Below are 26,574 nucleotides of genomic sequence, written 5' to 3'. Positions count from 1 at the left end.
GCTGGTGGCTCCGCGCGCACATGCCCCCGCGTCCCCTCCCGTCTCGTCGGCGTCTCACGGCCGGTGGGGCTCGCTGCCTTTCGGGCCGCGTCTCGTACGCGGCCGACCGTTCGGTGGGGCTTCGGTGTCTTCGGCAGGTCTCGTACGGTGCTCAGTGGCGGTGGGGGCGGACGCTGTCTCTGATCACTATGTGTGTGCCCAGGAGGTGGCGTTGCTGGCCGGGGCGGGCCGTGCCTGTCAGGGCCAGTCTTACGGCCGTGCGGCCCATTTCCGCTGCCGGGATGTGCACCGTGGTGAGGCCGGGGGTGATGTCCGCTGCCACCGGGTCGTCGTTGTAGCCGACCACCGAGATGTCCTCGGGGACCCGTAGGCCAGCCTCCGCCAGTGCGCGGATCGCCGCTGCCGCCACGCGGTCGTCGCCCGCGAAGACCGCCGTGAAGTCCGGCTTGCCGTTGCACTTGTCCAGCAGGTCGCGCATGGCCTCGTAGCCGTGGTGCTGGCCGAAGCCGATGCCGTGCAGGATCGCGTCCGAGCGGGGGACGCCGTGGTCGTTCAGGGCTCTGAGGTAGCCCGTCACCCGGGCCTCGCCCGTGGTGTTGCCCGGCTGGTAGCCGATCATCGCGATCTTCCGGTGGCCGGCGCCCAGGAGGTGGCTCGTGATCGCGTGCGCGCCCGCGCCGTTGTCGTACTCCACCACGAGTGCGGGGACGTCGGGTGCCGGTGCCGGTCTGCCGCACAGGACCAGGCGCGAGCCCGCCGCCGCGAGTGCCTGCGCGTAGTGCGCCATCCGCTCGCGGTACTCGTCGTCCTCGATGACCCCGCCGACCAGGACCACGGCCTCCGCCGCCTGTTCCCGCATCATCTGGACCAGCGCCAGTTCGCGGGCCGGGTCGCCGCCCGTCGAGCAGACCAGGGTGAGTCTGTTGTGCTGGGCCGCTTCCATCTCCACGCCCTGCGCCACGGCCGCGTAGAACGAGCTGACCACGTCGAACATCAGGACCGCGATCGTCTTGCGTCCGGCGCCGGCGAGGGCCCGGGCGTGCGCGTTGACCACGTAGTCCAGGTCCTTGACCGCTCTTTGGACCTTGGCGCGCGAGGCCGCCGATGTCGGGTAGTTGCCCGCCAGGACCCGTGAAACAGTCGCGACCGAGACGCCCGCGCGCGCGGCCACATCACGGATGGTGACCCGCTCACCCACTGTTGTGTCTCCTCAACTTGCCCGTCCGGGGCGGGCGACGCCGCCCCGGACCATCATGGCCGATGCCGTACGGTCAGTGCGCCGCCTCGTACTCCTTGGCGAATTCCTCCAGTACCTGCTGTCCGCCCTGGTTCAGCCACTTCTTGTACACCGCGTCCCAGTCGGAGACCTTCCGGCGGCCCGTGACCGTGGCCGTCACGCCGTCGCTGATGATCTGGTCGAGCGTCGCGCCCTGCTTGTTGTACGTGTCCGACTGAAGGCCCCAGCGGTCGTTCGGCACCATCATCGGGATCACCTTCTGCTGCCACGCGTGGAGGCGTTCGATGATGTCTCCGTAGCCCGGCGCGTACAGGACCTGGGGCGCGTCGCTGAGGTACACGAACGGCAGGTTCACCTTCGACTCGACCAGGCCGAGCGGTGTCGCGATCGGGTTGTTGTCCTTGTCCCGCTTGAAGTGCGTTCCCTCCAGGCCGAAGTGCACCAGTTCGTACTCCTCGGTCCCGAACGGTGAGGCCAGGTAGTCGAGGATCCGGAGCATCAGCTTGACGCGGTCCTTCGGTGCCTTCTTGATCACCGTGTAGCCGAAGATGCCCTGCGACTGCTGGTAGCCCGGCGTGATGTTCTCGGGGGTGTAGGGGACCAGCGCGTCCAGTTCGAAGGCGTTCTTGATGCCTTGTGCCGAGCCGGGGTAGGAGAGGAAGCCGTCCGTCATGGAGAGGACCGTGCCGTTCCAGAACTGGGTCTTCAGGTCCACCTGCGAGACGGATGTCGCTTCCGGGTAGTACGCGCCCGCCTTGCGCAGGTCCGACATGTACTCCAGCGCGGTCTTGAACTCGTCCGTGCTCGCGAAGAATGTCGCCTTGTCGTCCTTGATGCGCCACTGGTTCGGCGCCCCGTGCCACGTGGCGTGCGTCTTGAAGCCGAAGAAGGCGGTCGATGAGGCGCCCAGGGCCCACTTCTTGCGCGTCGTCGTCTCCTTCGCCATGGCCGCGAAGTCCTCTGCCGACATGCCCGGCTTGTAGCCCGCCTTCGTGAACGCCTGGCCGTTGAAGTACATCGTGTCCTGTGGCTTCGGGCGCTCCACCGGGACTCCGAAGATCCGGCCCGAGATCCGGCCCATGCCCTGCCAGGCGTACGTCGGGATGCCCGCCAGGTTCGGGTAGTCCTTCACCGCGTCGCCCGACAGGTGCTCGGTGAGGTCCTCGCAGCGGGACTTCACGAACTGCGCCTCGCGTGGCAGGACGTATCCGCCGCCGATGTTGATGATGTCCGGCAGGTCGTCGCCCGCGAACAGCGTCGCCATCTTGGTGCGGAAGTCCGCGTCCGGGACCACGGTGAACTCGACGTCCACGCCGAGCGCTTCGTTGATCGCCGCCCACAGCTTGTTCTGCGCCGCCGGCTTCGGGGGTGTGCCGTAGGTGATGGAGAGGACCTTGATCTTCTCCTTGCCCGTACCGGGCTTCTCCGCGACGGCCTTGACCAGCTGCGCGGGGTACGTCGTGTAGCCCGCCTGGACGCCCTCCGCGGTGGCCGCCAGGTCCGGCTTCGCGCCGGTGGCGGGGGTGTACGTCGGCCACGCGGCCGCCTTCTTGCCCGCGTTGGAGACCGAGCCGCCGCCACCCGAGTCGGTGGAACAGGCGGTGAGGAAGGACGGAGCGGCCAGGGCGGCGCCGCCGACGGCTATGGAACGCAGCAGGGTGCGACGCGACATCGAGGAACCGGACACGTGAGTGGACCCCTTCGGGAAAGGTGGGCAGCTGGCTAGCTTTTGACGGCGCCGGTGAGCACGCCCTTGGTGAAGTACTTCTGCAGGAACGGGTAGACGAGGAGGATCGGGACGGTGGCGATCACCAGGACCGCCATCTGCGTCGTCTGCGGGGCAGAGACCATGCCGGCCTCACTGAGACCCGTGTCGCTGATCTGCGCGCCGCCGATCACATAGGTGCGCAGGACCTGGGAGAGCGGCCAGTGGTCGGACTCCAGGTAGATCGAGGCGTTGAACCAGGCATTCCAGTAGCTCACCGCGTAGAACAGGCCGACCACCGCGAGGGCCGCCTTGGACAGCGGGAGCACGATGCGCCAGAACACCGTCCAGTCGCCCGCACCGTCCAGGCGCGCCGCCTCGTACAGCTCCTCAGGGATTCCCTGGAAGAACCCCCGCAGGACGACCAGGTTGAAGACGTTGATCAGGACGGGGGCGATGAGGGCCGCGTACATGTTCTGCAGTCCCAGGCCCTTGACCAGGAGGAACGCCGGGATCATGCCCGGGGGGAAGAGGAAGGTGAAGAGGATGATCAGGAGGATCGGCTTGCCGCCCAGGACTCCTGGGCGGCTGAGCGCGTAGGCCAGGAAGGAGGTGCAGGCCAGGGAGGCCAGGGTGCCGATGAGGGTTACGCCGACGCTGACGCCCAGGGCCTTGGTGACGATGCCGCCGCTGAGGATGTTGCGGTACGCGCGCAGCGTCGGGTCCGTGGGCCACAGGACCCAGCCGCCGTTGGCCACCACCTCCTTGTTGGAGGCCAATGACGTGGAGATGATCACCAGGAACGGGATCAGGACCAGGGCCAGGACGACCGTTATCGCTACCGCCTTGGCCGCTTGGGTGGCCGGTTTCGGGCTTTCCTTCCACGCCGGGCGAGTGGGGTTCCTGGTGTTCATGGCTGTGGTCATCTGTAGATCCCCTGTTCGCCCAGCTTGTGCGCCACCCGGTTCGCGGTGAAGACGAGCACCGCGCCCACCACGCCCTTGAACAGGCCTGCCGCTGCCGCGTATCCGGTGTCCCCGCCGACAATTCCCTGCCAGAACACGAACGTGTCCAGGACCTCGCCCACCTCGGGTCCCACCGACTGGCGCTGGAGCAGCATCTGTTCGAAGCCGACCGACAGGATGTCGCCGAGCCGCATGATCAGGAGCAGCACGATGATCGGGCGGATGGACGGCAGCGTGACGTGCCAGAAGCGGCGCCAGGGGCCCGCCCCGTCGATCGCCGCCGCCTCGTACTGCTGCTCGTCGACCTGCATCAGCGCCGCGAGGAAGATGATCGTGCCCCAGCCGGCGTCCTTCCAGACCACCTCGGCCACCACCAGCGGACGGTACGCGTCCGGGTTGCCGATGATGTCGACCGTGTGGATCCCCGTGTCGCCCAGGAACGAGTTCAGCAAGCCCGTGTCGGACAGGACCTGCTGGAACAGCGCCACCACGATCACCCAGGACAGGAAGTGCGGCAGATAGACCACCGACTGCACGAAGCGGCGCAGGAAATCCGACGTCAGGCTGTGCAGGAGCAGGGCGATGGCCAGGGGGATCGGGAAGAAGAACGTCAGCTGGAGCACCGCGATGTAGAAGGTGTTCCACGTCGCGTGCCAGAAGTCGGCGTCGCCGAACATCCGGGTGAAGTTCTCGAAGCCCACCCAAGGGCTCGCCCAGAGCCCGTCGAACGGGACGTACTCCTTGAACGCCACGACGTTGCCGACGAAGGCGCCGTAGTGGAACAGCAGGAAGTAGGCCAGGCCCGGGGCCATGAGCAGCAGGAAGGTGCGGCTGCTCCGAAAACGTTTCCAGAAGCTGTCCTGCCTGGGTTTGTGCGTTTTTGACCCGCTGCCCGGGGTGCCGGGGGGCTTCACCGCCTCGGTCTCGGGCCTGTCCTTCGCCACCGTGGGCACGAAAACCCCTCCGTCGTTGGAACAAGGTGAGCGGGAATCTAAAACGGTTACTACGCCGGGTCAACCCCCTTGTGTCGGCGATCTATTGACCAATCTTCAGAGTTGGGCCTAACCTCCTGACATCTTGAGGTAACCGGTTACTGGAGATCTGCAGCTGGAGGGTGGTAGCGCGTGGCAGCACACCGACCGATCGCGGCACTGGCCATGGACGCCGAGGTGCTCGACCGGGTCATCCCGTCGGACCTGCGGCAACGGCTCGGGCAGTGCGCCGACCTCGCGCCCGTTGCGCTGACCGGGCCGCTCGGCACCCCCGAGGCCCGCGCGGTCCTCTCCGGAGTCGAGGTGCTGATCACCGGCTGGGGCTGCCCGCAGCTCACCTCGGACGTTCTGGCGCACGCGCCCCGGCTTCGCGCCGTCGTGCACGCCGCCGGATCGGTCAGACCCGTCGTCTCGGACGCCCTGTGGGAGCGGCCCGGCATCACCGTGTCCTCCGCCGCCGACGCCAACGCGGGCCCCGTCGTCGCCTTCACGCTCGCCGCGATCACCTTCGCCGCGAAGAAGGCGCTGCCCGTCGCCGCCCGCTACTCCGGCGGCTGGCCCGGCTTCACCGCGCGCGAGGGCGCCGACGGTCGCGTCGTCGGGATCATCGGCGCCTCCCGCATCGGCCGGCGCGTGATCGCCGGGCTGCGCGCCTCGGATGCGGGGTACCGGATCCTGCTCACCGATCCGTACGTCGGTGAAGGCGATGCCGCCGCGCTCGGCGTGGAGCTCGTCGAGCTGTCCGAGCTCTGCCGGCGCAGCTCCATCGTGAGCGTGCACGCGCCTCAACTCCCCGAGACGCGTGGGTTGTTGGGGGAGGAGATGCTGAAGCTCGTGGCTGATGGCGGTGTCGTGGTGAACACCGCTCGGGGGTCGCTCGTCGACACCGAGGCGCTCGCTCGTGAGTGCGCCTCGGGCCGGCTCGACGCATTTCTCGATGTCACCGACCCCGAACCACTGCCCGCCGGACACCCGTTGCTCACCCTTCCCAACGTCCTGGTCACCCCGCACATGGCGGGCGCGCAGGGCAGCGAGGTGCGCCGCCTTGGGTTGTACGCGGTGGAGGAGGCCGAGCGGTTCGCGCGCGGTGAGGAGCTGCTCGGGCGGCTTTCGCGGGGGGATCTTTCGCGGCTCGCCTGAGGGGCGGCGCCTGAGGGGCGGCGCCTGAGGGGCGGCGGCTGGGGGGGCCGGGAGTGGGGTGAGGCGCCGGGAGTGGGGTGGGGGTGTCCTGGGGTGTGGTGGCCGTGAATGTAACCGTTTCCCGTCCGGCCATTGACCTCAACCGCCTTGCTGAGCAAGGTACTTGCCGAATTCCTCTCCTATCCCCAGGAGCAAAAATGGCACCGGTTACATCCGGGCTCCGAAGAGCCTGCATCACGCTCGCGGCCGGTCTCGCGCTCGCCGCCTCCGCCCTCGTCTCCCCGCCTGGCGCCCAGGCCGCCGGGTCCGCGCACCCCGGCCATCCGCTCCACCCCTCGCAGTCCGCGAGCACCCCCTCCTACGTGGACTGTTCGGCCGCCGCGAACGGCGACGGCAGCCTCGCAGCGCCCTACAACAGCCTCGCCGCGGCCAACGCCGTCACCTACGGCCCCGGCGACCGGCTCTACTTCAAGCGCGGCGCCACCTGCCGCGGTCAGCTCAAGCCCGCCGGATCGGGCTCCGCGGCCGCCCCCGTCCAGGTCGCCCCCTACGGCTCCGGCGGCGGCCGGCCCGTGATCGAGGGCGGTGGCACGGTCTACGCCGCCGTCCATCTGCTCAACGTCGAGCAGTGGGAGATCCATGGTCTGGAGGTCACCAACAAGGGCGCCACGGACGCCGAGCGCAACGGCATCCTCGTCGAGCTCGCCGACCACGGCACCGGCACCCACTACATCCTCGACGACGTCTACGTCCACGACGTCAACGGCGGCGACACCAAGAGCAGCAACGGCATCCAGTTCCGCGTCTCCGGCACCGTGACGCCGACCCGCTTCGACGACGTACTCGTCCAGAACAGCGAGATCTACAAGGTCGACCGGGAGGGCCTGACCACCCAGTCCAGCTGGGCCTGCCGAGCCGTCTACGGCTGCACCGGTGGTCCCGCGTGGACGGCGAGCACGCGTGTCGTGTTCCGCGGCAACAAGATCCACGACATCGGCGGCGACGGCATGGTCGTCCGCGTGACCCGGGACGCGCTGGCCGAGCACAACGAGGCGTACGACATCTGGATGCGCTCGGCCGGCAACAACGCGGGCCTGTGGACGATCAACAGTGACGGGACCGTCTTCCAGTACAACGAGGTCCACCATGTGCGCCGCAAGGCGGGCATGAACGACGGCATGGCCTTCGACGCCGACTTCGGCACGCGCGGCGCCCTCTTCCAGTACAACTACAGCCACGACAACGAGGGCGGCTTCCTGCTGCTGTGCGGGGCCTGCGGCAGCGGCGCCGACACGGCCGGTACGGTCGCGCGTTACAACCTCTCCGTCAACGACGGCTCGCGCATCCTGTACGCCGTCGGCGACGCGGCCGCCCAGATCCTGAACAACACCTTCTACATGGGCGCCGGCTCCACCACGTCGGTCGTGGAGAGCAGCGGTGGCGCGTCCACCACGCTGTGGAGCAACAACATCTTCTACAACCTCGGCACCGGCGGTTACGGCGGCAAGCCCGCCGAGCACACCTGGCGCAACAACGTCATGTACGGCAACCACCCGGCGTCCGAGCCCGCCGACCCCGGCAAGGTGACCGCCGACCCGCTCCTCGCCGACCCGGGCTCCGCCGATCCCGCGGGGTACAAGCTGAAGGCCGGATCCCCGGCGCGCGGCGCCGGGCAGGTCACCACCGGCTCCGGCGGCAAGGACTACTTCGGCTCTCCCGCGCCCGTCGCCTGTCGCCCCGACATCGGCGCCCACCAGGCCTCCGCGTTCGACGACGCCGCCTGTTCGGGCGGGACCAACCTGGTCGTCAACCCCGGCTTCGAGACGGGCGTCTCGCCCTGGGCGCCCTCGGGGACCGTCGCGGCCGACACCGTGAATCCGCACGGGGGCGGCTCCAGTCTGCGCGTCTCGGGGACCCCGAGCACGGCCGAGCAGAAGATCGCCGTCGCGCCGAACACCACGTACACGCTCTCCGGCTGGGGGCGCGTCGACGCGTACGACACCCAACTCGCCGTGGGAGTCAAGAACTTCGGCGGGTCCGAGACCCGGATCCCCGCCTTCAGCGCGTTCGGATGGCGTACCGGCAGCATCACTTTCACCACGGGCGCCACCAATACCTCGGCGACCCTCTACTGCTACACCCGCACCGGTAAGGGCAGCGGCTGGTGCGACGACCTGAGGGTCGTCAAGCAGTAGGGAACGTGAGGGAATCGAGGGCGGCGCCCGTCCCGGGGATGTCCGGGGCGGGCGCCGCTCTTTCGTGGGTCAGCGACGGCCGAAGGACGTCACATAGCCCGGCGCCGGCGAGCCGACACCCGTCACGTCGTCGTAGCCGCGGACCGCCTTGAGCGAGCTGTCCTTGCCGAGGCTGCGCACGGAGGTCAGCAGGCCGTCGGCCGCGTCGAACCCGTTCGCGTAGTCGACGCGGACCACCGCGAGGTCACGGCCGGTCGGCTTGTCCGTCACGTCGTGGTAGATCGTCGAGCCGGAGCGGTCGTAGATCGCCGGGTTGGCGAAGCCGAGCGCGTGCCCGCCGCGGGCCTCCTGGACCAGCGCCTGCACACCCGCGATGACGGGCGCCGCCAGCGACGTGCCGCCGATGCGGTACTCGTCGTACTTGAGCGAGCCGTCGGGGAACGTCTGCGACTGGCCGACGAGGAAGCCGGTGTTCGGGTCGGCCACCGCGGAGATGTCCGGCACGGTACGCATCTTCTTCGAGCCGCCGTTGGCCCGCGCCAGCGAGTTCGGGACGACACCACGCTGGTAGAACGGCTGCTTCACCGTCTTGCTGGTGCCGCCGCCCGCACCCGAGGTGTACGCCCCGGGGAAGGCGGCCCAGCTCTTGCCGTCGGCCGACAGGCTGGCCTTGAGCGTGCCCCAGCCGGTCTCGAACTGGTACTTGTCGTCCTTGCCGACCGCCAGCGACGTACCGCCGACGGACGTCACCCACGCCGAGTTGGCGGGCACGTCGACCTGCTTCGTGCCGGTGTGCGCCACCTCGTCGCCGTTGTCGCCGGACGAGAAGTAGAAGCCGATGCCCTCGATCGCGCCGTACTGGAAGATCTGGTCGTACGCGGCGGCGAGGTCGGGGGTCTGGTTGGCCTCGATGTCGCCCCACGAGTTCGACACGATGTCGGCGAGGTGGCCGTCGACGATCTTGCCGAGCGAGTCGAGCAGCGCGTCGTCGTAGCAGGAGGCGGCGCCGACGTAGGTGATGTCGGCCGCGGGAGCCACGGCGTGCACGGCCTCGACGTCGAGGGTCTCCTCGCCGTACCAGCCGGACGCCCCGCACTCCTCGGTCTTCGTGTAGTCCGCGGGCAGGACCTGCTTCAGCTGGCCGCTGCGGTAGGCCGCGTCACCGTTGCGCTGGGCGTAGGTGGCCGCGTCCTTCGCGATGGTCGGCGAGGCGTACGCGTCGGTGATGGCGACGCGGACCCCCTTGCCGGTCTGCTTGGCGGCGCCGTAGGCGGCACGCAGCTGCTTGCCGGTGTAGCCCTTCACGGCGTACGGGGCCTTCTGGCCGTACGCGGACGGCAGGGTGCTCGCCGTCTTCGAGCCGTAGTACGACGAGAAGGGGCCGGCGTTGTGGAACACGGCGTCCGGCGGCGGCAGCGTCTCGTCGTGGTTCGCCTTGTGCGGCGCGCTGTCCAGGCCGGTCACGGTGAGGACCGCGCCGTTCAGGGACGCGGGCACCGTCGCGGCGGCCGTGGGCGCGCGGTAGGTGTGCTTGCCCTTGGCGTAGTTGTGCAGCTGGGCGCCGAACGCCTTCTCGGCGGCGGCGACTTCGCCCGTTACGGAGATGTAGTGCTTGCTGACGTCGGTCACGGTGAGGCCCGAGGACTCGAGCCACTTCGTGACCTCGGCTATCTGGGCCTTGGTCGCGCCGAAGCGGGCCTGCGCCTGCTTGGCGCTGAGGTACTTGCCGTACGACGCCGACTGCGGGTCGGACACGGCCTTCGCGTACGCCGCGAGGCCCGCCGCGTCGCGTCCCGCGAGGTAGACGCGGGCGTGCACGGTGGAGCTGTTCGACGCGGCACCCTGATCGGCCTTCGCCGTGGCCCACAGCGGCTTGGTGCCGGTCAGTGCGTCGCGGGCACCCGGGTTCGGGTCGGCCTGGGCGACGGGTGCTGCGATGGCGAGCGCGCCGGCGAGCAGTGGCAGTGTCGCTGCCAGGCTGAGCCCGGCGCGGGCCGCGGCACGGGTGGATCTCATACAACCCCCTGCGATGTGGTTCGTCGCGTGTGGCGACGGTGATGCGCGTGCGCCGGTCGAGCTGCGCACGCAACTGATCACTGTTGCGCCGAACCGTTCATGCAAGGGGAATGGAAGCGCCAAGAAGAGCCCAAGGAACGCCATCCGAGGGCGTTTTGGGGCGGTACGTGATCGGGGCGGGGGATCCCTCAGGTGTGCCTGCGGTTTCCCCTCCTACGACCTGTCCTTCAACATCCCGGCCATCAGGTCGAGTTCCGACTTCTGCGAGGCGACCATGCCCGCCGCGAGCCGCTTCTCCACCCCGACGCCGCAGCGCTCGACGCACCCCTCGGCCATGTGGACGCCGCCCTTGTGGTGCGCGGTCATCAGCTGGAGGTAGAGCACCTCGGCCCGCTTGCCGTTCGCCGTGCGGAGCTCGTCGAGCTGTGTGTTCGTGGCCATGCCCGGCATCAGCGCGCCGTCCTGCCCCGGCGGCATGTCTCCCATGCCCATCCAGGACATCGGCGGCTTCGCGGACACCTTCGGCAGCCCCCACAGATCGAGCCAGCCGAGCAGCATGCCCCGCTGGTTGGCCTGCGTCTGCGCGATGTCGTAGGCGAGGCGGCGCACCTCCTCGTCATCCGTGCGGTCGCGCACGATGTACGACATCTCGACGGCCTGCTGATGGTGGACCGCCATGTCCCGCGCGAACCCGGCGTCGGCGGACTCGGCGCCCGGCACCCGAACGGCCGACGAACCGCCGCCGTCCCCGTCGGCGACCGCGTACGTGACCGCCCCGCCCGCGACGAGCACCGCCGCCACGGCCGGCGCGATCCAGGCCGCGCGCCTCACTGGGACAGACCGTTGGTGCAGGCCGCACCCGGCTCAGGGGTCTGCTTGCCCTGGACGAACGTCGAGAAGAACGAGGCGACGTCCGGGTCGGTGGCGCTCTTCACGGTCCGCTGGTGGCCCCAGGCGCTCAGCATGATCGGGTCCTTCTGGTCCTGGTCCGGGCTCATCAGCGAGTACGGCGTCTGGCGGACCTTCGCCGCGAGCTTCTGCACGTCACCCGGGTCGGCCTTGTCCGTGTACGTCACCCAGACCGCGCCGTGCTCCAGGGCGTGCACCGCGTTCTCGTTCGGGATCGCCTTCTTGTAGACGTCGCCGTTGCAGTTCATCCAGACCTGGTTGTGGTCCCCGCCCACCGGCGGCGTCATCGGGTACGTCACCTTCTTCGCGACGTGGTTGCGGTCCAGCTTCCCGGTCCAGGTCCTCACGCCGTCCGAGCCGGTCCTGAACGAACCGGCCGACGACTTCGCGTCCGCGCCGTCCTTCGGCGAGTCGTCCCCCTTCGTGACGGCCCACGCCCCGACGCCGGCGAGAGCGAGGACGACGACGCCGCTCAGCGCGATGGTGAGGACACGGCCGCGGCGCTCGCGGGAGCGCTCGGCGCGGCGCATCTCCTCTATTCGGGCCTTGCGCGTCGCGGTGCCGGTGTTCTTGGCGGAACCCATGGTGAGTCCTTCTGGGAAAGGGACGGGACGGCTGAACGGGTCCGCTGATCGTAGTGGGGAGCGGGGGGCCGTTGCCATGCCGTGTAGCCGGTGCTGCGGACGGCAGGGACTATGGGACCAGGGCCCCCAGCAGGCACTATGGGCACGAAGTCGTATACATCTGCCGTTCGCACGATGTTCGGGCCCGGGTCGACCAGTCGATCAAGGTCGGCAACGCGCATGAAACGGTGATGTGGTGGGATGCTCAGGAGCCTGCCGACGGTGTCCCGCAGGGCGCGGACGCAGGCGGCCTGACCAGCAAGGATGGGTGGAAGCGGAAGATGGACAAGCAGCAGGAATTCGTGCTCCGGACGCTCGAGGAGCGGGATATCCGGTTCGTCCGCCTGTGGTTCACGGATGTCCTCGGCTTCCTGAAGTCGGTGGCCGTGGCCCCGGCGGAACTGGAGCAGGCCTTCGACGAGGGCATCGGCTTCGACGGCTCCGCGATCGAGGGCTTCGCCCGCGTGTACGAGTCCGACATGATCGCCAAGCCCGACCCGTCGACCTTCCAGGTGCTGCCCTGGCGCGCCGAGGCGCCCGGCACCGCGCGGATGTTCTGCGACATCCTGATGCCCGACGGCTCCCCGTCGTTCGCCGACCCGCGCTACGTGCTGAAGCGGGCCCTGGCCAAGACCTCCGACCTGGGCTTCACCTTCTACACGCACCCCGAGATCGAGTTCTTCCTCCTCAAGAACAAGCCGCTCGACGGGTCCCGCCCCACCCCGGCCGACAACTCCGGCTACTTCGACCACACCCCGCAGAACGTCGGCATGGACTTCCGCCGCCAGGCGATCACCATGCTCGAATCCATGGGCATCTCGGTCGAGTTCAGCCACCACGAGGGCGCCCCCGGCCAGCAGGAGATCGACCTGCGGTACGCCGACGCGCTGTCCACGGCCGACAACATCATGACGTTCCGCCTCGTCATGAAGCAGGTGGCGCTGGAGCAGGGCGTGCAGGCGACGTTCATGCCGAAGCCGTTCTCCGACCACCCCGGCTCCGGCATGCACACGCACCTGTCCCTCTTCGAGGGCGACCGCAACGCGTTCTACGAGTCCGGCTCCGAGTACCAGCTGTCCAAGGTCGGCCGCTCCTTCATCGCGGGCCTGCTCAAGCACGCCGCCGAGATCTCCGCCGTCACCAACCAGTGGGTCAACTCCTACAAGCGCATCTGGGGCGGCGGCGGCCGCACCGCCGGCGCCGGCGGCGAGGCGCCCTCGTACATCTGCTGGGGCCACAACAACCGCTCGGCCCTGATCCGCGTCCCGATGTACAAGCCCGGCAAGACCGGCTCCGCGCGCGTCGAGGTCCGCTCGATCGACTCGGGCGCGAACCCGTACCTGACGTACGCCGTGCTGCTCGCCGCCGGACTCAAGGGCATCGAGGAGGGCTACGAGCTCCCGCCGGGCGCCGACGACGACGTGTGGGCCCTGTCCGACGCCGAGCGCCGCGCCATGGGCATCGAGCCGCTCCCGCAGAACCTCGGCGAGGCGATCGCCCTCATGGAACGCAGCGAACTCGTCGCCGAGACACTGGGCGAGCACGTGTACGACTTCTTCCTGCGCAACAAGAAGCAGGAGTGGGAGGAGTACCGCTCCGAGGTCACCGCGTTCGAGCTGCGGAAGAACCTGCCGGTGCTGTAAGGGCAGGTCAGAGCGGTTTCGCGCCGCGTCGAGCTTCTGGGGCCGTCGGTCTATGACCGGCGGCCCCGTCGCGCGGGATGGGGGCTGGGCCGTCTGTGGGCCGTGGGGTGCCGGATCGGTCCTCCGGACCGGAACTCACCGTCACACAAGCGGCACAGGTGTAACCGGAAGCTGTTCGCTCTGCGGCCACGTGAAAGAGCGGTCGGGCTGGAGGTGCGCCTCGCCCCAGTTTTCTCGTCATGCCGTTCGGCCAACTCGGCTATGTGGGCGCTGACTTCAGCCTCCAGGGCCGCAGCCGGCATCCGTCGTGCACCCTCACGGACGATGTCGTGGAGCAGGGAGCCGGTCTCGGTCGATCCATCGGCATTCACTACGCTCAGCACGGGCGTGTCTTCCCGGCCGACTGTGCAACGCCGGCCTGCTCGATGATCAGAAGTCGATCACTCGGGAAGGTACCTTCGCCTCCAACTCGAGGCCGATCCACAAGTCATGAGCATTGCTCCTTCATGTGCACACTCCACAGCTGGCGGTAGCGTTAAGCAGTGGTTGCACTCCTTTGGCATCTCGGGAGAGAGTATGACTTTCTCAGGCGGTCAAGATCTCCAGTACCTGGAATCACTCGACTCAGTTCGGATGCCCTGGCCGGGCCCGACCGGAATCTCAGACTCCGAGCGGCAGCGACGAGATGACCACGAGCTTCAGATCTTTGTCGAAGTGCTCATGACGCTTGCACTTGGGCGCGAAGTCGTCGTTCCTCAGTCCTATGCATTCGATTCCACTGGATTTCTCAGTGTCGCACGCACAGTACTCCAGGCCCGCAATAGGGTAGCCGTCGACGAGCACCCTTTTAGGATTCATCTCTTCGGAGCGGATTCCTTCGAAGACGCCATAGCAAACATGCTCAACCGCGCCTTCGACGAAAACCGCCCATTTTTCAGCTTTTTACTACCGGAACTGCACAGACCGGAACAATACGGCCTTGATCCCAGTGACGTTCGCTGGCAGTCCGAGAGTCTGGATCGCCTACTCAATAGTGACTGGATAGGCGTCAACCGGGCACAGGCACTAGACGATATTCGTGCAGAATTCCGAGCTCTTCCCCGAGTCAGGGCGAAACCCCCAGCGTCCCCATTGGGGCTGGGAGGGCTGCTCGCCTCCATCCTTGAAGAAACATCCCCGATGGGCCGAGCGGCACAATCTCTTCCCGAATCTTTCCGCGAGGTGCATGCAGAGCTCGTGAACGCGATTCGCCGTCTTGATCCTACGCGTTCACAAGCGTTTAACGAACGCAGTCGACTCCGTATCCGAGACCCGTGGCCCAACGATCCGGATCGCCGGACACCAGAGGAAATCGTCGGAAGTAAAAGCACTCTCGATCTGGTAATCGAGTTCGTCGACACCTTGTACAATGCGATCGTGGCGGATTCTATCGGAATTGCGCCCGCGACCTTCAGTACCGATGTAGCCGTCGGGGACCGAGTCCTCATCTCACGCGCGATCGCACAAGAGTTTGCGCTCGAGCAATATCGTTCCGGAGTGCACCGAGCAACTTGGTTGCCACGCCAGGACGTATCGATAGGCGAACCAGAGGAACACCCGTTGTTCGAAGTGCGGATTAATTCACAACCCGCCGTCATGGAGAATCAGACTCGTGACGAGTTCTCGAATCTGCGGAACAACGTGATAGACGCCATCGCCGCTCTCCTTGATGCTCGGGCGCAGCGGGGAGGTTCAGGCCGAGCCCGGTCACCCTTCTGGAAAGGGCTGGACAAGTTCGCTGCGGCAGAGGACGCTCCGGCAGCCCGCAGGGCGCTTGATGCTCATCTTGCCTGCGTCGCCTCTGTTCTCGGCGGTCGGGGTGATGCTGGCATGGTAGGAAATTTTGGAGTTCAGGTTCTCCTTACCGGTAGCGGTGCCGCCGGACCTGCAATTGCGGCCGCACTCTGGCAATTTCCGGGCGCCGTCGAATTCCCTGCAATAGCCCTCGGGGCAGTTGCCCCTGCCGTCGCCCAAAAAGGAGTTGAATCCGTCCGCCGCTGGCAGGGTGCACGGCGCCGGGCGCATGCACTCGGAAGAGTCGTCGACGTGAGGGGACGTTAGCCTTGAGAAACCCGGGACGCCCCGAGGTCATCCGCCGAAAGCGCGAGGTCCTGGCCTATGTGAATCAATTCGTCGAGGTCTTCGATGACGAGGTGGAGTTTCCAGACGGCACCCCTGGCCGGTACCTGAGAATCGCAAATCGCGGTGAAGGTCCAGGTGTCGTGATCTTGCCCATCCATGGAATGAACGTCGGGCTCGTCCAGACGTACCGCTACCCGGTGGGAGCATGGCAGTGGGGTCTGCCTCGCGGCTTCTCCCACGATCGCGATCCTCTCGTCACTGCCCGAATGGAACTCTATGAAGAGATTGGCGCGAAAGACGCCGAATTCGAACTCTTGGGCGCCATGACACCAGAGTCAGGAATGTTGGCGACCCGGGTCGCTGTAGTCCTCGCACGAGTCAACGATCCCACAGAGCAAGCAGTTGATGTGCAAGAAGTTGCTGCCGTGCGCTGGCTCCACATCCGAGAGCTATGGCATTGGGTAGCTCAGGGGCGCATCGAGGACGGAATGTCTCTGGCTGCGGTGACTCTTGCCCATGCACTTGATCGCCTGCCCAGCCCTTGAGGCATGCAAGCGAGTCCACGTGCCGAGGATGATTTACCTCAGGCTTGAACGGCCCGGTTGGCAACAGCCCAGGTTGCGCAGGAATCTGCCGGTGCTGTAAGGGACTTGAGAGGGCTGTTCTTGGGCTGAGGTCAGGGGAGGGGGCGGGGGCGCGTGATGCGTACCGCCCCCTCTGCCGTACCGCCCCCTGTGTCCTTCCTGGTCGCTACCGTGGTCGGTGAGCGAGAAGGGAGCGCATCATGGCCGAGCCGCTCAAGACCCTCGTCGACGGGGTCGAGGTCGAGGTGCCCAACAGCATCCCCGCCATCCGCGACGCCCTGCCGGAGCACCGGCGCGAGGAGTTCGACCGGGAGATCAATGCGGCGGGGGTGCACGAGATCCACGCCGTGATGCGGCACTGGATGCTGGAGGCCGTGCCCGACCCGGCCGCCGACGCCATCATGGACCGGCTCGCCCGCGAGGAAGCGGAGAGGGCCGGAGCCGCGTGAGCCACCGTCATCGCCGCCGCCACCGCATCTCGTACGCGCCGCCCGCCGACGACACCCTCGCGAAGATGGCGGAATCCGTGCCGTTCAGGGCCGAACTGGAACGCACCCTCGGCGTCGACCCGTACGGGCACGGGTCCCTCCCCATCGGCCGGTGGGCGGACCGCAGGGAGGCGACCGTGCGCGGCGTCATCGTCCGGTACTACGTCTCCGGGTCGATCCTGGTCGTGACGGTGGTGCGGCTGATCCCGGAGCCGTGAGCCGGGTCAGCCCTGGTGCTGTTCGCGCAGCAGCTCGTGCAGCGGCTGCGTGGCGCGCTTGCGGTACTCCTGGATCGCCCAGCCGTTGCCATCAGGATCGGTGAAGTACATGAACGTGCCGCCGTCGTCCGGGGCGTACTGCTGAGGCTCCGAGACGTCGAGCCCGCGCGCCGTCAGCTCCGCGTGGGCCGCCTTGATGTCCGCGACCACGAGCTGCAGGCCGTGGTACGTGCCCGGCTGCGGGGTGCCCGTGGGGTTCGGGACGCCCTCGGCGAGCGTCACCGAACAGCCGGAACCGGGCGGGGTGAGCTGGACGATCCGGACGCCGGGCATCACCTCGCGGTCCACGTCCACGCTGAAACCGACCTTGTTCGTATAGAAGTCCTTCGCCCGGTCCAGGTCCGAGACGGGCAGCTGAATCACTTCCAGGGTCATGTCCATCGCCCCAGCCTCGTGGGTGGCGGGCCCGTCTGCCACCTGTATGGGTGACTCCGGATCGGGGGCCGTCACAGGTACGCCGGAGACACCGCCGCCTTGGTGAGGCGGTGCGGGGCGCCTGTGCCGTCCGCCGGGACCGTGTAGAGGTCCGCGCCGTAGTCGCCCGGCAGCGCGTACGTCAGGGTGTGCGCGTCGCTCCAGACCGCCTGGTCGTCCACGCTGCGGGTCTCCGCCAGGGGCGTCTCGTGGAGCGTGCGCAGGTCGAGTACGTACAGCCGCCAAGGGGCGTCCGCCGGAAGGCCCTTCACGCGCTTCTTGTACGCGACGCGGGTGCCGTCGGGGGAGAGGGACGGGCACTCGACGTTCTGGTGGACGGTGGTCAGCGTGCGGGTGCGCAGATCGCCCCGTACGAGGTAGGTCTTCCCGTGCGTGGCGAGCGTCGCGTAGAAGTGGCGGTCGTCCGCCGCGAACGTGATGCCCCAGAAGTTGATGTCCGCCGCGCGGTAGGTCCGGCCGTCCTTGACGACCCGGAAGTCCTCGAGCGTCGGCGTGAGGTGACCCGTGCGGGTGTCCACGATCGCCGCCCGCGTCGAGAAGTTCGTGCCCGCGTAGCTGTCGCCGCCCACGAACACCGTCCACGCCGCGTACCGCCCGCTCGGCGAGACGCGGGCGCGGGACGGGATGCCCGGCAGCGCGTAGTGGGCCTTCTCCTTGAGACGGGAGTCCAGGACGCGGGCCGTGTACGTGTCCTGCATCGCGCCCCGGTTGGCGGCGAGGCAGACGGCCGTGCCCGAAGAGGCGTAGAAGCGCAGGCACCTGACGCCCGACGCGGTGCGGGGCGCGTCCGGGCGGCCCGCCGGGACCGTGGTGAGCTCGTCGCGGTGGGGGCCCCACGCCATGTTGCGGAAGACGAGGCGGCGGGGAGCCTCGGTGGCCTCGGCCGGCAGGGTCACCCGGCCCGCGGTGACCTTCGGGCCGCCCGCGTGCGTCTCGTTCCTGCGGTCGGCGCGCGCCGCCGCGTGCAGGACCGAGGCCGTCGCGACGGCCGCGAGAGCGACGACCGCGGCGACGAGGACGAGCAGCCTGTTACGTGTCGTCATGCGGGTACTACCTCCGCGGGGGTGGGGGCTTGGGGACGGAAGGCATACGCCACCGCCGCGCCCGCCGCCAGCGCCGCCGTGGCCGCGCCCAGAGCCGTGCGGTCGCCCCACGCCGTCCACGCGGCGCCGAAGCCGATCGAGCAGACGAAGCGCGCCAGCGCCTGGCCCGTCTGGACGACGGCGAGCCCCGACGAGCGGAGCTCCTGGGGGATGGCGGTGGAGGCAGCGGCCATCAGGACGCCGTCCGTCGCCGCGTAGAAGCAGCCGTGCAGCGCCAGGACCGCGTACGGCAGGGCGGAGCCGTGCCACGGCGAGAGCAGCAGGCCGTACGCGGCGAGGAGCGCGGCGTGGCCGGCGAGGAACACGCGCCAGCTGCCGGCGCGGTCCGCGAGCCGGCCCAGGGGCGCGGCCAGGAGCAGGAAAGCGGCCGCCGTGCCCAGGGGGAGCAGCGCGAACCACTGGTCGGGGACGCCCAGGCGGCGCTGGAGGAGCAGATAGATGAAGGAGTCGCTGACCGTGGCCAGGCCGAGGAGCAGGGCGCAGACCGTGGTGCGGCGGACCTCGCGGCGGCGCAGGAGCGCGAGCGCGGACCGGAAGGTGGGGCGCGGGGGTGCCCGATGGCCGGCCCTGGCGGTGTCCTGCGCGGTGTCCTGTGGGGTCTCCTGTGCGGCTTCGTGCCGGCGGGGGACGAACAGGAGCAGGACCAGTACGCCCAGTGCCGCGACGCAGAAGCTGACGGTGAAGACCGCGTCGTAGCCGTCCGTCGTCGCGCGCAGGATCAGGAAGGCCGCGAGGGGGCCGAGAAGGGCGCCCGTCGTGTCCATCGCCCGGTGCACGCCGAAGGCTCTGCCGCGGGTGGCCGGGGTGCTGCTCAGGGAGATCAGGGCGTCCCGCGGCGCCGTGCGCAGGCCCTTGCCCGTGCGGTCGGCCGCCAGGACCATGCCGATCGTGGGGAGGGTGGCGGCCAGCAGGAGCAGGGGTTTGCAGAGCGCCGAGAGCCCGTAGCCGAACAGGGCGACCGTCTTGTGGCGGCCGCCTCCCCGGTCCGCGAAGTGGCCGCCGACGAGACGGACCAGCGCCGAGAAGCCGTTGTAGACGCCGTCCAGGAGGCCGAAGCCGAGGGGTGAGAGGCCGAGTCCCGCGACGAGGTAGAGCGGCAGGACCGCCGTGACCATCTCGGACGAGACGTCGGTGATGAGGCTGACCGAGCCGAGGGCCAGGACCGTGGGGGCGATCGCGGTACCGCGCCGCCCGGCCGGTGGCCGGGCGGCGGGTTCCGCGGACGCCGATGCCGTCGCCCGGCTGTCCGCTACGTACATGTCAGGACGTCCAGATGCCCGTGATGTCCTTGCCGGACGCCGCGTTGCCCGCGTGCGGGAGGCCGTGCATGTCCTCGATGGTGCGCAGGACGTCGTAGTGGTTGTAGGTGGTCGCCGAGGTGGCACCCGGGGTGACCTGCTGGCCGTAGAGGACCGTCGGGATCTTGTTGCCGGCCAGGCGGTTGTCCTCGTCGAAGGTGACGACGAGGAGGCTGTTGTGCGCCTTCGCCCAGGTCGCGTAGGCGGACAGGTTGTTCTTCAGCCAGGTGTCACCGGTCGACACCGAGCAGTCGTGCATGTCGCTGCACAGGTCGGGGACCACGAAGGAGACCTGGGGGAGCGTCGAGTAGTCCGAGGGGAACTGCGCGAACGTCTTCGCCGTGGAGGTGGGGACGTTGCTGAACCCGAACCACGGGTTGTGCTTGCGGGCGTAGTCGCCGGACGAGCAGGTGGTCGAACCCTGGCTCGGCAGGCCCTCGTTGTAGCTGCCCCAGGTCTTGCCGGCGGCGATCAGCTCGGAGGCCAGGTTGGGCTGCGAGGAGAAGCCCGGCGTGTAGCAGCTGTCGTCCGTGATGCCCTGCGTGGCGCCCGAGAACAGCGCGAAGTAGTTCGGCTGGCTCGGGTGCGTCAGCGCGTACGACGCCGAGAGGCTCGCGCCGTTCGTCTTCAGGCTGTTGATGTACGGGGCGCTGGAGGAGCCGATCACCTGGTTGTAGGCGTGGTTCTCGAAGACCACGACCACGGTGTGGTCCGGGGTGGGGACGCCCGCCGCGGCCTGCGCGGACGAGCCGCCCACGCCGGACCAGAGCGCGACCGCGGTGGCGGTCAGGGCGAAGGCCGACGCGAGCGCCGCGGTGCGGCCGCGTCGGAACAATGATCTGCCAAGCACGTGAGACCTCCGGTGGGGGGGAGAGACGGCGGCGGTGCGGCTAGAGCATGCACACGCCAAGATGCCTCCGTCCCACGCACATGTGAAGGGGCGGTGAACCCTCAGCGCTCCGACAGCGGGGCCGGCGCCTGCTGCACCGTCCAGCCGTTGCCGTCCGGGTCGGCGAAGAACATGAACGAGTTCCAGACGTCGCCGGGCCCGTCCTCCCAGCCCTCGGCCCCCACGTGCTGCACCGGGCTCACGTCCACGCCCCGCTCGAGCAGCTCGACCCGCGCCGCGTAGATGTCCGTCACGCACATCTGGATACCGGTCAGCGACCCCGGCTGCATCGCCCGCTGCCCCGGCGCGCCCGGCAGGCCCTGCTCCAGGGCGATCGAACAGCGTGACCCGGGCGGCGTCAGCTGGACGATGCGGACGCCCGCCGTGACGACCTGGTCGACGTCGACCTTGAAGCCGACCCGGTTCTCGTAGAAGTCCTTCGCCCGGTCGACGTCCGCGACGGGCACGACGATCACTTCGAGGGTCCAGTCCATGGGTGCTCCCTTTCCGGCTGCGGTTTTCGACTGCGTTCTCAGACGTGAGCGGGCGCCGGCCGCGCGAAGCGCCGGCTCCCGTCCGGCCGTACCGTGTCTCCCGATGCTCCCGTCAAAGGGCAGACCCCGCACGCGGGCGGAACTCACCGGCGAAGCCTTAGGCTCTGGACCAGTGGGTGATCGAACAGGAGGCCGTGCGATGTCGGTGCCGCAAGGGCGCAGGAGCAGTACGTTCACGCGGCTGCTGCGGCACGGTTTCACGGATCCCTCCGCCGCCGAGCGGCTCCTGGACGTGCCGGGCCTGTCCGCCGTGCGCTCCGACCCGATGCTTCTCGACGCCCTCGGCGCCACCGCCGACCCCGATCTGGCCCTCCTCGGTCTGGTCCGGCTCGTCGAGGCGCAGGCCGGTGACCCCGAGCGCCGGGAGCTCCTCGACACGCTCATCACGGCCAAGCCGCTGCGCGACCGGCTCCTCGGTGTCCTCGGCGCGTCCGAGGCACTCGCCGACCATCTGGCCCGGCATCCGCTGGACTGGCAGGCCCTCGTCACCTACGAGCCGTCCGACCTGCACCCCGGTGTGGAGGAGTTCCAGCGGGGCCTCGCGGACGCTGTCGACCCGAACGCCCTGCGGGTCGGCTACCGGCGCTGCCTCCTGTCGATCGCCGCCCGTGACGTGTGCGGGACGACCGACATCGCGCAGACCGCCGCCGAACTCGCCGACCTGGCGACGGCCACCCTGCGCGCGGCCCTCGCGATGGCCCAGGCGGACGCGCCCGGGGACGCCGCGCTGTGCCGGCTCGCCGTCATCGCGATGGGCAAGTGCGGCGGACACGAACTCAACTACGTGTCCGACGTGGACGTCATCTTCGTCGGCGAGGCCGTCGAGGGCGCCGACGAGGGCAAGGCGATCCAGGCCGCCACCCGGCTCGCCTCGCACATGATGCGGATCTGCTCCGACACGACCGTCGAGGGCACGATCTGGCCCGTCGACGCCAACCTGCGCCCCGAGGGACGCAACGGCCCCCTGGTGCGGACCCTCTCCTCGCATCTCGCCTACTACCAGCGGTGGGCCAAGACCTGGGAGTTCCAGGCGCTGCTCAAGGCGCGGCCCGTCGCCGGTGACCTCGAACTCGGCGACGCGTACGTCAGGACGCTCTCGCCCCTCGTCTGGCAGGCCGCCGAGCGCGAGAACTTCGTGCCCGACGTGCAGAAGATGCGCAAGCGCGTCGTCGAGAACATCCCCGCCGGCGAGGTCGACCGGGAGCTGAAGCTGGGGCCCGGCGGGCTCAGGGACGTCGAATTCGCCGTACAGCTCCTGCAGTTGGTGCACGGCAGGGCAGACCTCTCGCTGCGCAGCGGCACCACCCTGGACGCGCTGGCGGCACTCGCCGACGGCGGCTACGTGGGGCGGGTCGACGCCGTCCAGCTCGACGACGCCTACCGCTTCCTGCGCACCCTCGAACACCGCATCCAGCTCTACAGGCTGAGGCGTACGCACCTCGTCCCCGAGGGTGACCCGGACCTGCGGCGCACGGGGCGCTCCATGGGCATGCGGACCGAGCCGATCACCGAACTCCACCGCGCCTGGCGCCGCCACACCTCGGTTGTGCGCCGCCTGCACGAGAAGCTCTTCTACCGGCCGCTGCTCGACGCCGTGGCCCAACTCGCCTCCGGCGAGACCAGGCTGAGCACCGAGGCCGCGCGCGAACGGCTCGTCGCCCTCGGCTACCACGACCCGACCGCCGCGCTGCGCCATCTGGAGGCGCTGGCCTCCGGCGTGACCCGCAAGGCGGCGATCCAGCGGACGCTGCTCCCGGTGCTCCTCGGCTGGTTCGCCGACTCCGCCGACCCGGACGCCGGACTGCTCAACTTCCGCAAGGTGTCCGACGCGCTCGGCAAGACGCCCTGGTATCTGCGGCTGCTGCGGGACGAGGGCGCGGCGGCGGAGAACCTCGCCCGGGTGCTCTCGGCCGGCCGGCTCGCCCCCGATCTGCTGATGCGCGCACCGGAGGCCGTCGCCCTGCTCGGCGACCAGCGGGGCCTCGAACCGCGCGGGCACGCCCAGCTGGAGCAGGAGGTGCTCGCCGCGGTCGGCCGCGCGGGCGGCGCCGAACAGGCCGTCGCCGCGGCCCGTGGCGTACGGCGGCGCGAGCTGTTCCGTACGTCGGCCGCCGACATCATCGCCTCGTACGGCACCGAGGACACGCCCGCCGAGGCCGACCAGGGCGCGCTCGTGGACCGCGTCGGCGGGGCGGTCTCCGACATCACGGCCGCGACCCTCGCCGGGACGCTGCGGGCCGTCGTGCGCGAGGGGTGGGGCGACGAGCTGCCCACCCGGTTCGCCGTCATCGCCATGGGGCGGTTCGGCGGGCACGAGCTCGGCTACGGGTCGGACGCCGACGTGCTGTTCGTGCACGAGCCGCGCGAGGGCGTCGGCGACCAGGAGGCGGCGAAGGCCGCGAACCGCGTCGTGTCCGAGATGCGGCGGCTGCTCGCCCTGCCGAGCGCGGATCCGCCGCTCCTCATCGACGCGGACCTGCGGCCCGAGGGCAAGTCGGGGCCGCTCGTGCGCACCCTCAAGTCCTATGAGGCGTACTACCGGCGGTGGTCCCTGGTGTGGGAGTCGCAGGCACTCCTGCGGGCCGAACCGGTCGCGGGCGACCTGGACCTGGGGCGGCGCTTCATCGATCTCATCGACCCGCTGAGGTTCCCCGCGGAGGGCCTCGGAGAGGACGCCGTGCGCGAGATCCGGCGGCTCAAGGCGCGCATGGAGTCGGAGCGGCTGCCGCGCGGCGCCGATCCGACGCTGCACACGAAGCTGGGCCGCGGCGGGCTCTCCGACGTCGAGTGGACGGTCCAGCTCCTCCAGCTCCAGTACGGGTGGGCGGAGCCGGGGCTGCGCACGTCCCGTACGCGGGAGGCGCTCGCCGCGGCGTGCGCGGCGGAGCTGATCCCGGGCGAGGAGGCGGCGATCCTCGACGAGGCGTGGGTCCTCGCGTCCCGCGTGCGCGGGGCGGTCATGCTGGTGCGCGGCCGTCCGGGCGACACGTTCCCGTCCGACGGGCGTGAGCTCGCGGCGGTGGGACGGTACTTGGGCTACGACCCCGGCCACGTCGGCGACATGCTGGAGGACTACCGCCGCATGACGCGCCGGGCGCGCGCGGTGATGGAGGAGCGCTTCTACGGGGCGTAGGCCCGCAGCGTCACCCGGCCATCGCGGACACATGGGCGAGGAACCCGGTCAGGGCCAGTTCGAACGCCGCGTCGGCGCGGCCCGCGCCCATCGCGGCCAGGGCCGCCGCCAGGCGCGGCGTCGCCGTCTCGTCGGCCAGTTCCCACATCGTCTCCGGCGCCGCCATGTCCAGGGCGGAGCCCAGGACGACGTTCTCCAGGCCGATGATCACCGGCATCACGTCCGGCAGGGCGAACCCGGCGTCGAGCAGGAGCCCGGCCGCGAGCTCGTACTGGTCGAGGACCCGCTGGGCCCGCACGGGTGACGTGGTGAGCAGCGGGATCGCCTTGGGGTGGGCGGCGAAGGCGGCCCGGTAGGAGCGGGCCCAGTCCGCGAGGGCCTCGGCCCACGGCCGCCCGTCGCGGGTGAGCGTCGCGGGGTCGATCGCGGCGGCGACCCGCTCGCGCAGCAGCTCCACGATCCCGTCCCGGCCGTCCACATGGTGATACACGGATCCCGTCTGGACCCCGAGCCGTTTCGCGATCCGCGGAACGCTGAAGTCGCCTTTCTCATCGACGAGTTCGAGTGCGGTCGTGGTGATCCGCTCCCTGTCCAGCAGTGGCTTGCTCGGCCGTCCCATCGTGCGCGCTCCGAATCTGAGGTCTTCCCGAATGCCCAAAGGGAGGCTACATTGCCGAAACCGAAAGCCTTTAGGTTTCGCTTCCCGGTCACCGGGACGACGCCTCCGGGACCCCCGTCCCCCGCCGCCAGAAGGGCTTCCTTCCCCATGCCCGTAACCTCACCGCAGACGCAGGACAGCGCGACCGCCGCCGCCGCGGAACCCACCCTGCGCGCCGGCACCCTCGGCACCGCCGACATCGCCTTCTTCGTCGTCTCCGCCGCCGCCCCGCTCACCGTCATGGCGGGCGTCGCCCCGTTCGCCATCGCGCTCGGCGGCATCGGCGCCCCCGTCGGCTACCTCCTCGCCGGCCTGACGCTCGCCGTCTTCGCCGTCGGCTTCACCACGATGAGCCGCCACGTCCGCAGCGCGGGCGCCTTCTACGCGTACATCACGCGCGGCCTCGGCCGCTCCGTCGGCATCGGCGCCGCCCTGCTGGCCATGGTCGGCTACAACGGCATGGAGATCGGCGTCTACGGCCTGCTGGGCACCGCCACGCAGGACACCCTGCACGCCCTCTTCGGCATCGACATCCCCTGGCTGCCCGTGTCCCTCGCGGGGCTCGTGCTCATCTGGTACGGCGGCTTCCGGTCCATCGACTTCGGGGCCAAACTCCTCGGCGTCCTGCTCTGCGCCGAGACCGGCATCCTCGTCCTGCTCGCGGGCGGCGTGCTCCTCGAGGGCGGCGCGCACGGCCTGTCCGCCGGGTCCTTCGCGCCGGGCAACGTGCTCGTGCCCGGCACCGCCGCCGTACTGGCCTTCGCCTTCGCCGCGTTCACCGGCTTCGAGTCGACCGTCATCTACCGCCGCGAGGCCCGCGACCCCGGCCGCACGGTGCGCCGCGCCACCTACATCGCGGTCGCCTTCCTCGGCCTGTTCTACGCCTTCATCGTCTGGACCGTCATCCAGGCCTTCGGTGACGCCCACGTCGTCCAGGCGGCCGGCAGCGACCCGGCCGGCCTGTTCTTCTCCGCCATCACCACCTTCGTGGGCGGCTGGGCGGCCGACCTGATGCACATCCTCATCGTCACCAGCGTCCTCGCCTCGCTCCTCGCCTTCCACAACGCGATCAACCGCTACGGGCTCGCGCTCGCCGAGGAGGGCGTCCTGCCGAAGGCCTTCGGCACGGTCCACGCCAAGCACCGCTCCCCGTACCTCGCGGGCGTCGCGCAGACCGTGCTCGGCGCGGCCGTCGTCCTCGCCTTCTGGGCCGCGGGCGCCGACCCGTACGCGCAGCTGCTCCTGTGGGTGAACACCCCCGGCATGATCGGCCTGATGGCGCTCCAGCTGCTCGCCGCGATCGCCGTGCCGTTCTACTTCCGCCGCATCACCCACGAGGAGGGCGTGCTGCGCACGGTCGTCGCGCCGATCGCGGCGACGGTGCTCCTCAGCATCGCGATCGTGCTGGTCTGCACCCACCTCGACCTGTTCACGGGCGCGTCCTCCCTGGTCAACATGGTCCTCATGGCCGTGGCCCCCGCCGTCTTCGTCCTCGGCCTCGCCCTCGCCCGCCGCCTGCGCCGCACCAAGCCCGACGTGTACGAGCGCTTCGCGGCGGAACCGTCCGCCGACGACGCCTAGGAACACAGCCCCACCCCGAACGGAGTT

General features: G+C 69.5%; 22 protein-coding genes and 1 pseudogene. 9 read left to right on the top strand and 14 right to left on the bottom strand.

All coding sequences use genetic code 11. The features are described 5' to 3' along the window. Window positions 1-151: 151 nt before the first annotated feature. The 4 genes from ACWIGU_RS26005 to ACWIGU_RS25990 all read right to left on the bottom strand — a co-directional run bounded on the left by ACWIGU_RS26005 (window position 152) and on the right by ACWIGU_RS25990 (window position 4,719). Window positions 152-1,198: a LacI family DNA-binding transcriptional regulator gene (locus ACWIGU_RS26005; protein ID WP_356273001.1), complete on the bottom strand. Its 1,047-nt coding sequence runs from the start codon at window positions 1,196-1,198 to the stop codon at window positions 152-154. Window positions 1,199-1,271: 73 nt separating this feature from the next. Continuing rightward, a complete protein-coding gene (locus tag ACWIGU_RS26000; RefSeq protein WP_454404108.1) occupies window positions 1,272-2,909 on the bottom strand; it encodes an extracellular solute-binding protein in 1,638 nt (545 codons plus the stop codon). A 50-nt stretch (window positions 2,910-2,959) separates the two neighbouring features. Further along, window positions 2,960-3,868 carry a carbohydrate ABC transporter permease gene (locus ACWIGU_RS25995; protein ID WP_454404107.1) on the bottom strand — a complete coding sequence of 303 codons (909 nt, stop codon included), beginning with the start codon at window positions 3,866-3,868 and terminating at the stop codon, window positions 2,960-2,962. Continuing rightward, entirely contained in the window at window positions 3,865-4,719 is an 855-nt protein-coding gene (locus tag ACWIGU_RS25990) for an ABC transporter permease (protein ID WP_454404317.1), read from the bottom strand. The genes ACWIGU_RS25995 and ACWIGU_RS25990 overlap by 4 nt, the downstream gene beginning before the upstream one ends. Window positions 4,720-5,064: 345 nt before the next feature. Here ACWIGU_RS25990 and ACWIGU_RS25985 point away from each other — a divergent pair, with 345 nt between their 5' ends. Then, entirely contained in the window at window positions 5,065-6,039 is a 975-nt protein-coding gene (locus tag ACWIGU_RS25985) for a hydroxyacid dehydrogenase (RefSeq protein ID WP_454404316.1), read from the top strand. A 197-nt stretch (window positions 6,040-6,236) separates the two neighbouring features. Continuing rightward, entirely contained in the window at window positions 6,237-8,234 is a 1,998-nt protein-coding gene (locus ACWIGU_RS25980) for a carbohydrate binding domain-containing protein (protein WP_454404106.1), read from the top strand. Between the two features lie 69 nt (window positions 8,235-8,303). Here ACWIGU_RS25980 and ACWIGU_RS25975 read toward each other — a convergent pair whose 3' ends face one another. The 3 genes from ACWIGU_RS25975 to ACWIGU_RS25965 all read right to left on the bottom strand — a co-directional run bounded on the left by ACWIGU_RS25975 (window position 8,304) and on the right by ACWIGU_RS25965 (window position 11,743). Continuing rightward, the gene (locus ACWIGU_RS25975; RefSeq protein ID WP_454404105.1) at window positions 8,304-10,250 is read right to left on the bottom strand and encodes a S53 family peptidase; all 1,947 of its coding nucleotides are present in this window, start codon (window positions 10,248-10,250) and stop codon (window positions 8,304-8,306) included. A 213-nt stretch (window positions 10,251-10,463) separates the two neighbouring features. Next, window positions 10,464-11,081, bottom strand: a complete 618-nt coding sequence (locus tag ACWIGU_RS25970; protein ID WP_454404104.1) for a DUF305 domain-containing protein — start codon at window positions 11,079-11,081, stop codon at window positions 10,464-10,466. Beyond that, window positions 11,078-11,743 (bottom strand): DUF3105 domain-containing protein, encoded by a 666-nt coding sequence (locus ACWIGU_RS25965; RefSeq protein WP_454404103.1) that lies wholly within the window; start codon window positions 11,741-11,743, stop codon window positions 11,078-11,080. Before ACWIGU_RS25965 ends, ACWIGU_RS25970 begins: the two co-directional genes overlap by 4 nt. A 320-nt stretch (window positions 11,744-12,063) precedes the next feature. On the opposite strand from ACWIGU_RS25965, the gene glnA reads away from it, so the two are divergent. Then, window positions 12,064-13,425, top strand: a complete 1,362-nt coding sequence (gene glnA, locus ACWIGU_RS25960; protein ID WP_100592577.1) for a type I glutamate--ammonia ligase — start codon at window positions 12,064-12,066, stop codon at window positions 13,423-13,425. A 233-nt stretch (window positions 13,426-13,658) separates the two neighbouring features. On the opposite strand, the pseudogene ACWIGU_RS25955 reads toward glnA, so the two are convergent. Beyond that, window positions 13,659-13,808 (bottom strand): annotated as a pseudogene (locus ACWIGU_RS25955) (IS256 family transposase); the annotation flags it as partial. Between the two features lie 106 nt (window positions 13,809-13,914). Here ACWIGU_RS25955 and ACWIGU_RS25950 point away from each other — a divergent pair. The 4 genes from ACWIGU_RS25950 to ACWIGU_RS25935 all read left to right on the top strand — a co-directional run bounded on the left by ACWIGU_RS25950 (window position 13,915) and on the right by ACWIGU_RS25935 (window position 16,836). Then, window positions 13,915-15,525: a hypothetical protein gene (locus ACWIGU_RS25950; RefSeq protein WP_454404102.1), complete on the top strand. Its 1,611-nt coding sequence runs from the start codon at window positions 13,915-13,917 to the stop codon at window positions 15,523-15,525. A 59-nt stretch (window positions 15,526-15,584) separates the two neighbouring features. Beyond that, complete coding sequence (locus ACWIGU_RS25945) at window positions 15,585-16,091, top strand: NUDIX hydrolase (protein ID WP_454404101.1); 507 nt, start codon at window positions 15,585-15,587, stop codon at window positions 16,089-16,091. A 239-nt stretch (window positions 16,092-16,330) separates the two neighbouring features. Continuing rightward, complete coding sequence (locus ACWIGU_RS25940; protein WP_356273028.1) at window positions 16,331-16,579, top strand: hypothetical protein; 249 nt, start codon at window positions 16,331-16,333, stop codon at window positions 16,577-16,579. A 65-nt stretch (window positions 16,580-16,644) separates the two neighbouring features. After that, window positions 16,645-16,836 carry a hypothetical protein gene (locus tag ACWIGU_RS25935; RefSeq protein WP_454404315.1) on the top strand — a complete coding sequence of 64 codons (192 nt, stop codon included), beginning with the start codon at window positions 16,645-16,647 and terminating at the stop codon, window positions 16,834-16,836. A 6-nt stretch (window positions 16,837-16,842) separates the two neighbouring features. On the opposite strand, the gene ACWIGU_RS25930 is transcribed toward ACWIGU_RS25935, so the two are convergent. The 5 genes from ACWIGU_RS25930 to ACWIGU_RS25910 all read right to left on the bottom strand — a co-directional run bounded on the left by ACWIGU_RS25930 (window position 16,843) and on the right by ACWIGU_RS25910 (window position 21,115). After that, window positions 16,843-17,277, bottom strand: a complete 435-nt coding sequence (locus ACWIGU_RS25930) for a VOC family protein (RefSeq protein WP_454404100.1) — start codon at window positions 17,275-17,277, stop codon at window positions 16,843-16,845. Between the two features lie 65 nt (window positions 17,278-17,342). Beyond that, entirely contained in the window at window positions 17,343-18,374 is a 1,032-nt protein-coding gene (locus tag ACWIGU_RS25925) for a TolB family protein (RefSeq protein ID WP_454404099.1), read from the bottom strand. After that, the gene (locus tag ACWIGU_RS25920) at window positions 18,371-19,693 is read right to left on the bottom strand and encodes an MFS transporter (protein ID WP_454404098.1); all 1,323 of its coding nucleotides are present in this window, start codon (window positions 19,691-19,693) and stop codon (window positions 18,371-18,373) included. The genes ACWIGU_RS25925 and ACWIGU_RS25920 overlap by 4 nt, the downstream gene beginning before the upstream one ends. Window position 19,694: 1 nt before the next feature. After that, window positions 19,695-20,582: an alkaline phosphatase family protein gene (locus ACWIGU_RS25915; protein ID WP_356273034.1), complete on the bottom strand. Its 888-nt coding sequence runs from the start codon at window positions 20,580-20,582 to the stop codon at window positions 19,695-19,697. Between the two features lie 101 nt (window positions 20,583-20,683). Then, window positions 20,684-21,115: a VOC family protein gene (locus tag ACWIGU_RS25910; RefSeq protein ID WP_454404097.1), complete on the bottom strand. Its 432-nt coding sequence runs from the start codon at window positions 21,113-21,115 to the stop codon at window positions 20,684-20,686. Window positions 21,116-21,314: 199 nt separating this feature from the next. Here ACWIGU_RS25910 and ACWIGU_RS25905 point away from each other — a divergent pair, with 199 nt between their 5' ends. Continuing rightward, entirely contained in the window at window positions 21,315-24,308 is a 2,994-nt protein-coding gene (locus ACWIGU_RS25905) for a bifunctional [glutamine synthetase] adenylyltransferase/[glutamine synthetase]-adenylyl-L-tyrosine phosphorylase (protein ID WP_454404096.1), read from the top strand. Between the two features lie 10 nt (window positions 24,309-24,318). Here ACWIGU_RS25905 and ACWIGU_RS25900 read toward each other — a convergent pair whose 3' ends face one another. Next, a complete protein-coding gene (locus ACWIGU_RS25900; protein ID WP_454404095.1) occupies window positions 24,319-24,927 on the bottom strand; it encodes a TetR/AcrR family transcriptional regulator in 609 nt (202 codons plus the stop codon). 147 nt (window positions 24,928-25,074) lie between these two features. Between ACWIGU_RS25900 and ACWIGU_RS25895 the strand changes: the two genes are divergently transcribed. Then, window positions 25,075-26,547 (top strand): APC family permease, encoded by a 1,473-nt coding sequence (locus tag ACWIGU_RS25895; protein WP_454404094.1) that lies wholly within the window; start codon window positions 25,075-25,077, stop codon window positions 26,545-26,547. The last annotated feature ends 27 nt before the right edge of the window (window positions 26,548-26,574 follow it).

This window comes from Streptomyces sp. NPDC055400, from assembly GCF_053644375.1.
The sequence above is the reverse complement of the archived record's forward strand: the minus strand, read 5'-3'. Positions and strand labels throughout refer to the sequence as shown.

What these genes read in the sequence shown, in the direction of transcription:
- ACWIGU_RS26000 (WP_454404108.1), bottom strand. Translation starts at nt 2,909, where the DNA reads ATGTCGCGTCGCACCCTGCTGCGTTCCATAGCCGTCGGCGGCGCCGCC.
- ACWIGU_RS25995 (WP_454404107.1), bottom strand. Translation starts at nt 3,868, where the DNA reads ATGACCACAGCCATGAACACCAGGAACCCCACTCGCCCGGCGTGGAAG.
- ACWIGU_RS25990 (WP_454404317.1), bottom strand. Translation starts at nt 4,719, where the DNA reads ATGGCCCCGGGCCTGGCCTACTTCCTGCTGTTCCACTACGGCGCCTTC.
- ACWIGU_RS25985 (WP_454404316.1), top strand. Translation starts at nt 5,065, where the DNA reads ATGGACGCCGAGGTGCTCGACCGGGTCATCCCGTCGGACCTGCGGCAA.
- ACWIGU_RS25980 (WP_454404106.1), top strand. Translation starts at nt 6,237, where the DNA reads ATGGCACCGGTTACATCCGGGCTCCGAAGAGCCTGCATCACGCTCGCG.
- ACWIGU_RS25975 (WP_454404105.1), bottom strand. Translation starts at nt 10,250, where the DNA reads ATGAGATCCACCCGTGCCGCGGCCCGCGCCGGGCTCAGCCTGGCAGCG.
- ACWIGU_RS25965 (WP_454404103.1), bottom strand. Translation starts at nt 11,743, where the DNA reads ATGGGTTCCGCCAAGAACACCGGCACCGCGACGCGCAAGGCCCGAATA.
- glnA (WP_100592577.1), top strand. Translation starts at nt 12,064, where the DNA reads ATGGACAAGCAGCAGGAATTCGTGCTCCGGACGCTCGAGGAGCGGGAT.
- ACWIGU_RS25950 (WP_454404102.1), top strand. Translation starts at nt 13,915, where the DNA reads ATGAGCATTGCTCCTTCATGTGCACACTCCACAGCTGGCGGTAGCGTT.
- ACWIGU_RS25940 (WP_356273028.1), top strand. Translation starts at nt 16,331, where the DNA reads ATGGCCGAGCCGCTCAAGACCCTCGTCGACGGGGTCGAGGTCGAGGTG.
- ACWIGU_RS25935 (WP_454404315.1), top strand. Translation starts at nt 16,645, where the DNA reads ATGGCGGAATCCGTGCCGTTCAGGGCCGAACTGGAACGCACCCTCGGC.
- ACWIGU_RS25930 (WP_454404100.1), bottom strand. Translation starts at nt 17,277, where the DNA reads ATGGACATGACCCTGGAAGTGATTCAGCTGCCCGTCTCGGACCTGGAC.
- ACWIGU_RS25925 (WP_454404099.1), bottom strand. Translation starts at nt 18,374, where the DNA reads ATGACGACACGTAACAGGCTGCTCGTCCTCGTCGCCGCGGTCGTCGCT.
- ACWIGU_RS25920 (WP_454404098.1), bottom strand. Translation starts at nt 19,693, where the DNA reads ATGTACGTAGCGGACAGCCGGGCGACGGCATCGGCGTCCGCGGAACCC.
- ACWIGU_RS25910 (WP_454404097.1), bottom strand. Translation starts at nt 21,115, where the DNA reads ATGGACTGGACCCTCGAAGTGATCGTCGTGCCCGTCGCGGACGTCGAC.
- ACWIGU_RS25905 (WP_454404096.1), top strand. Translation starts at nt 21,315, where the DNA reads ATGTCGGTGCCGCAAGGGCGCAGGAGCAGTACGTTCACGCGGCTGCTG.
- ACWIGU_RS25900 (WP_454404095.1), bottom strand. Translation starts at nt 24,927, where the DNA reads ATGGGACGGCCGAGCAAGCCACTGCTGGACAGGGAGCGGATCACCACG.
- ACWIGU_RS25895 (WP_454404094.1), top strand. Translation starts at nt 25,075, where the DNA reads ATGCCCGTAACCTCACCGCAGACGCAGGACAGCGCGACCGCCGCCGCC.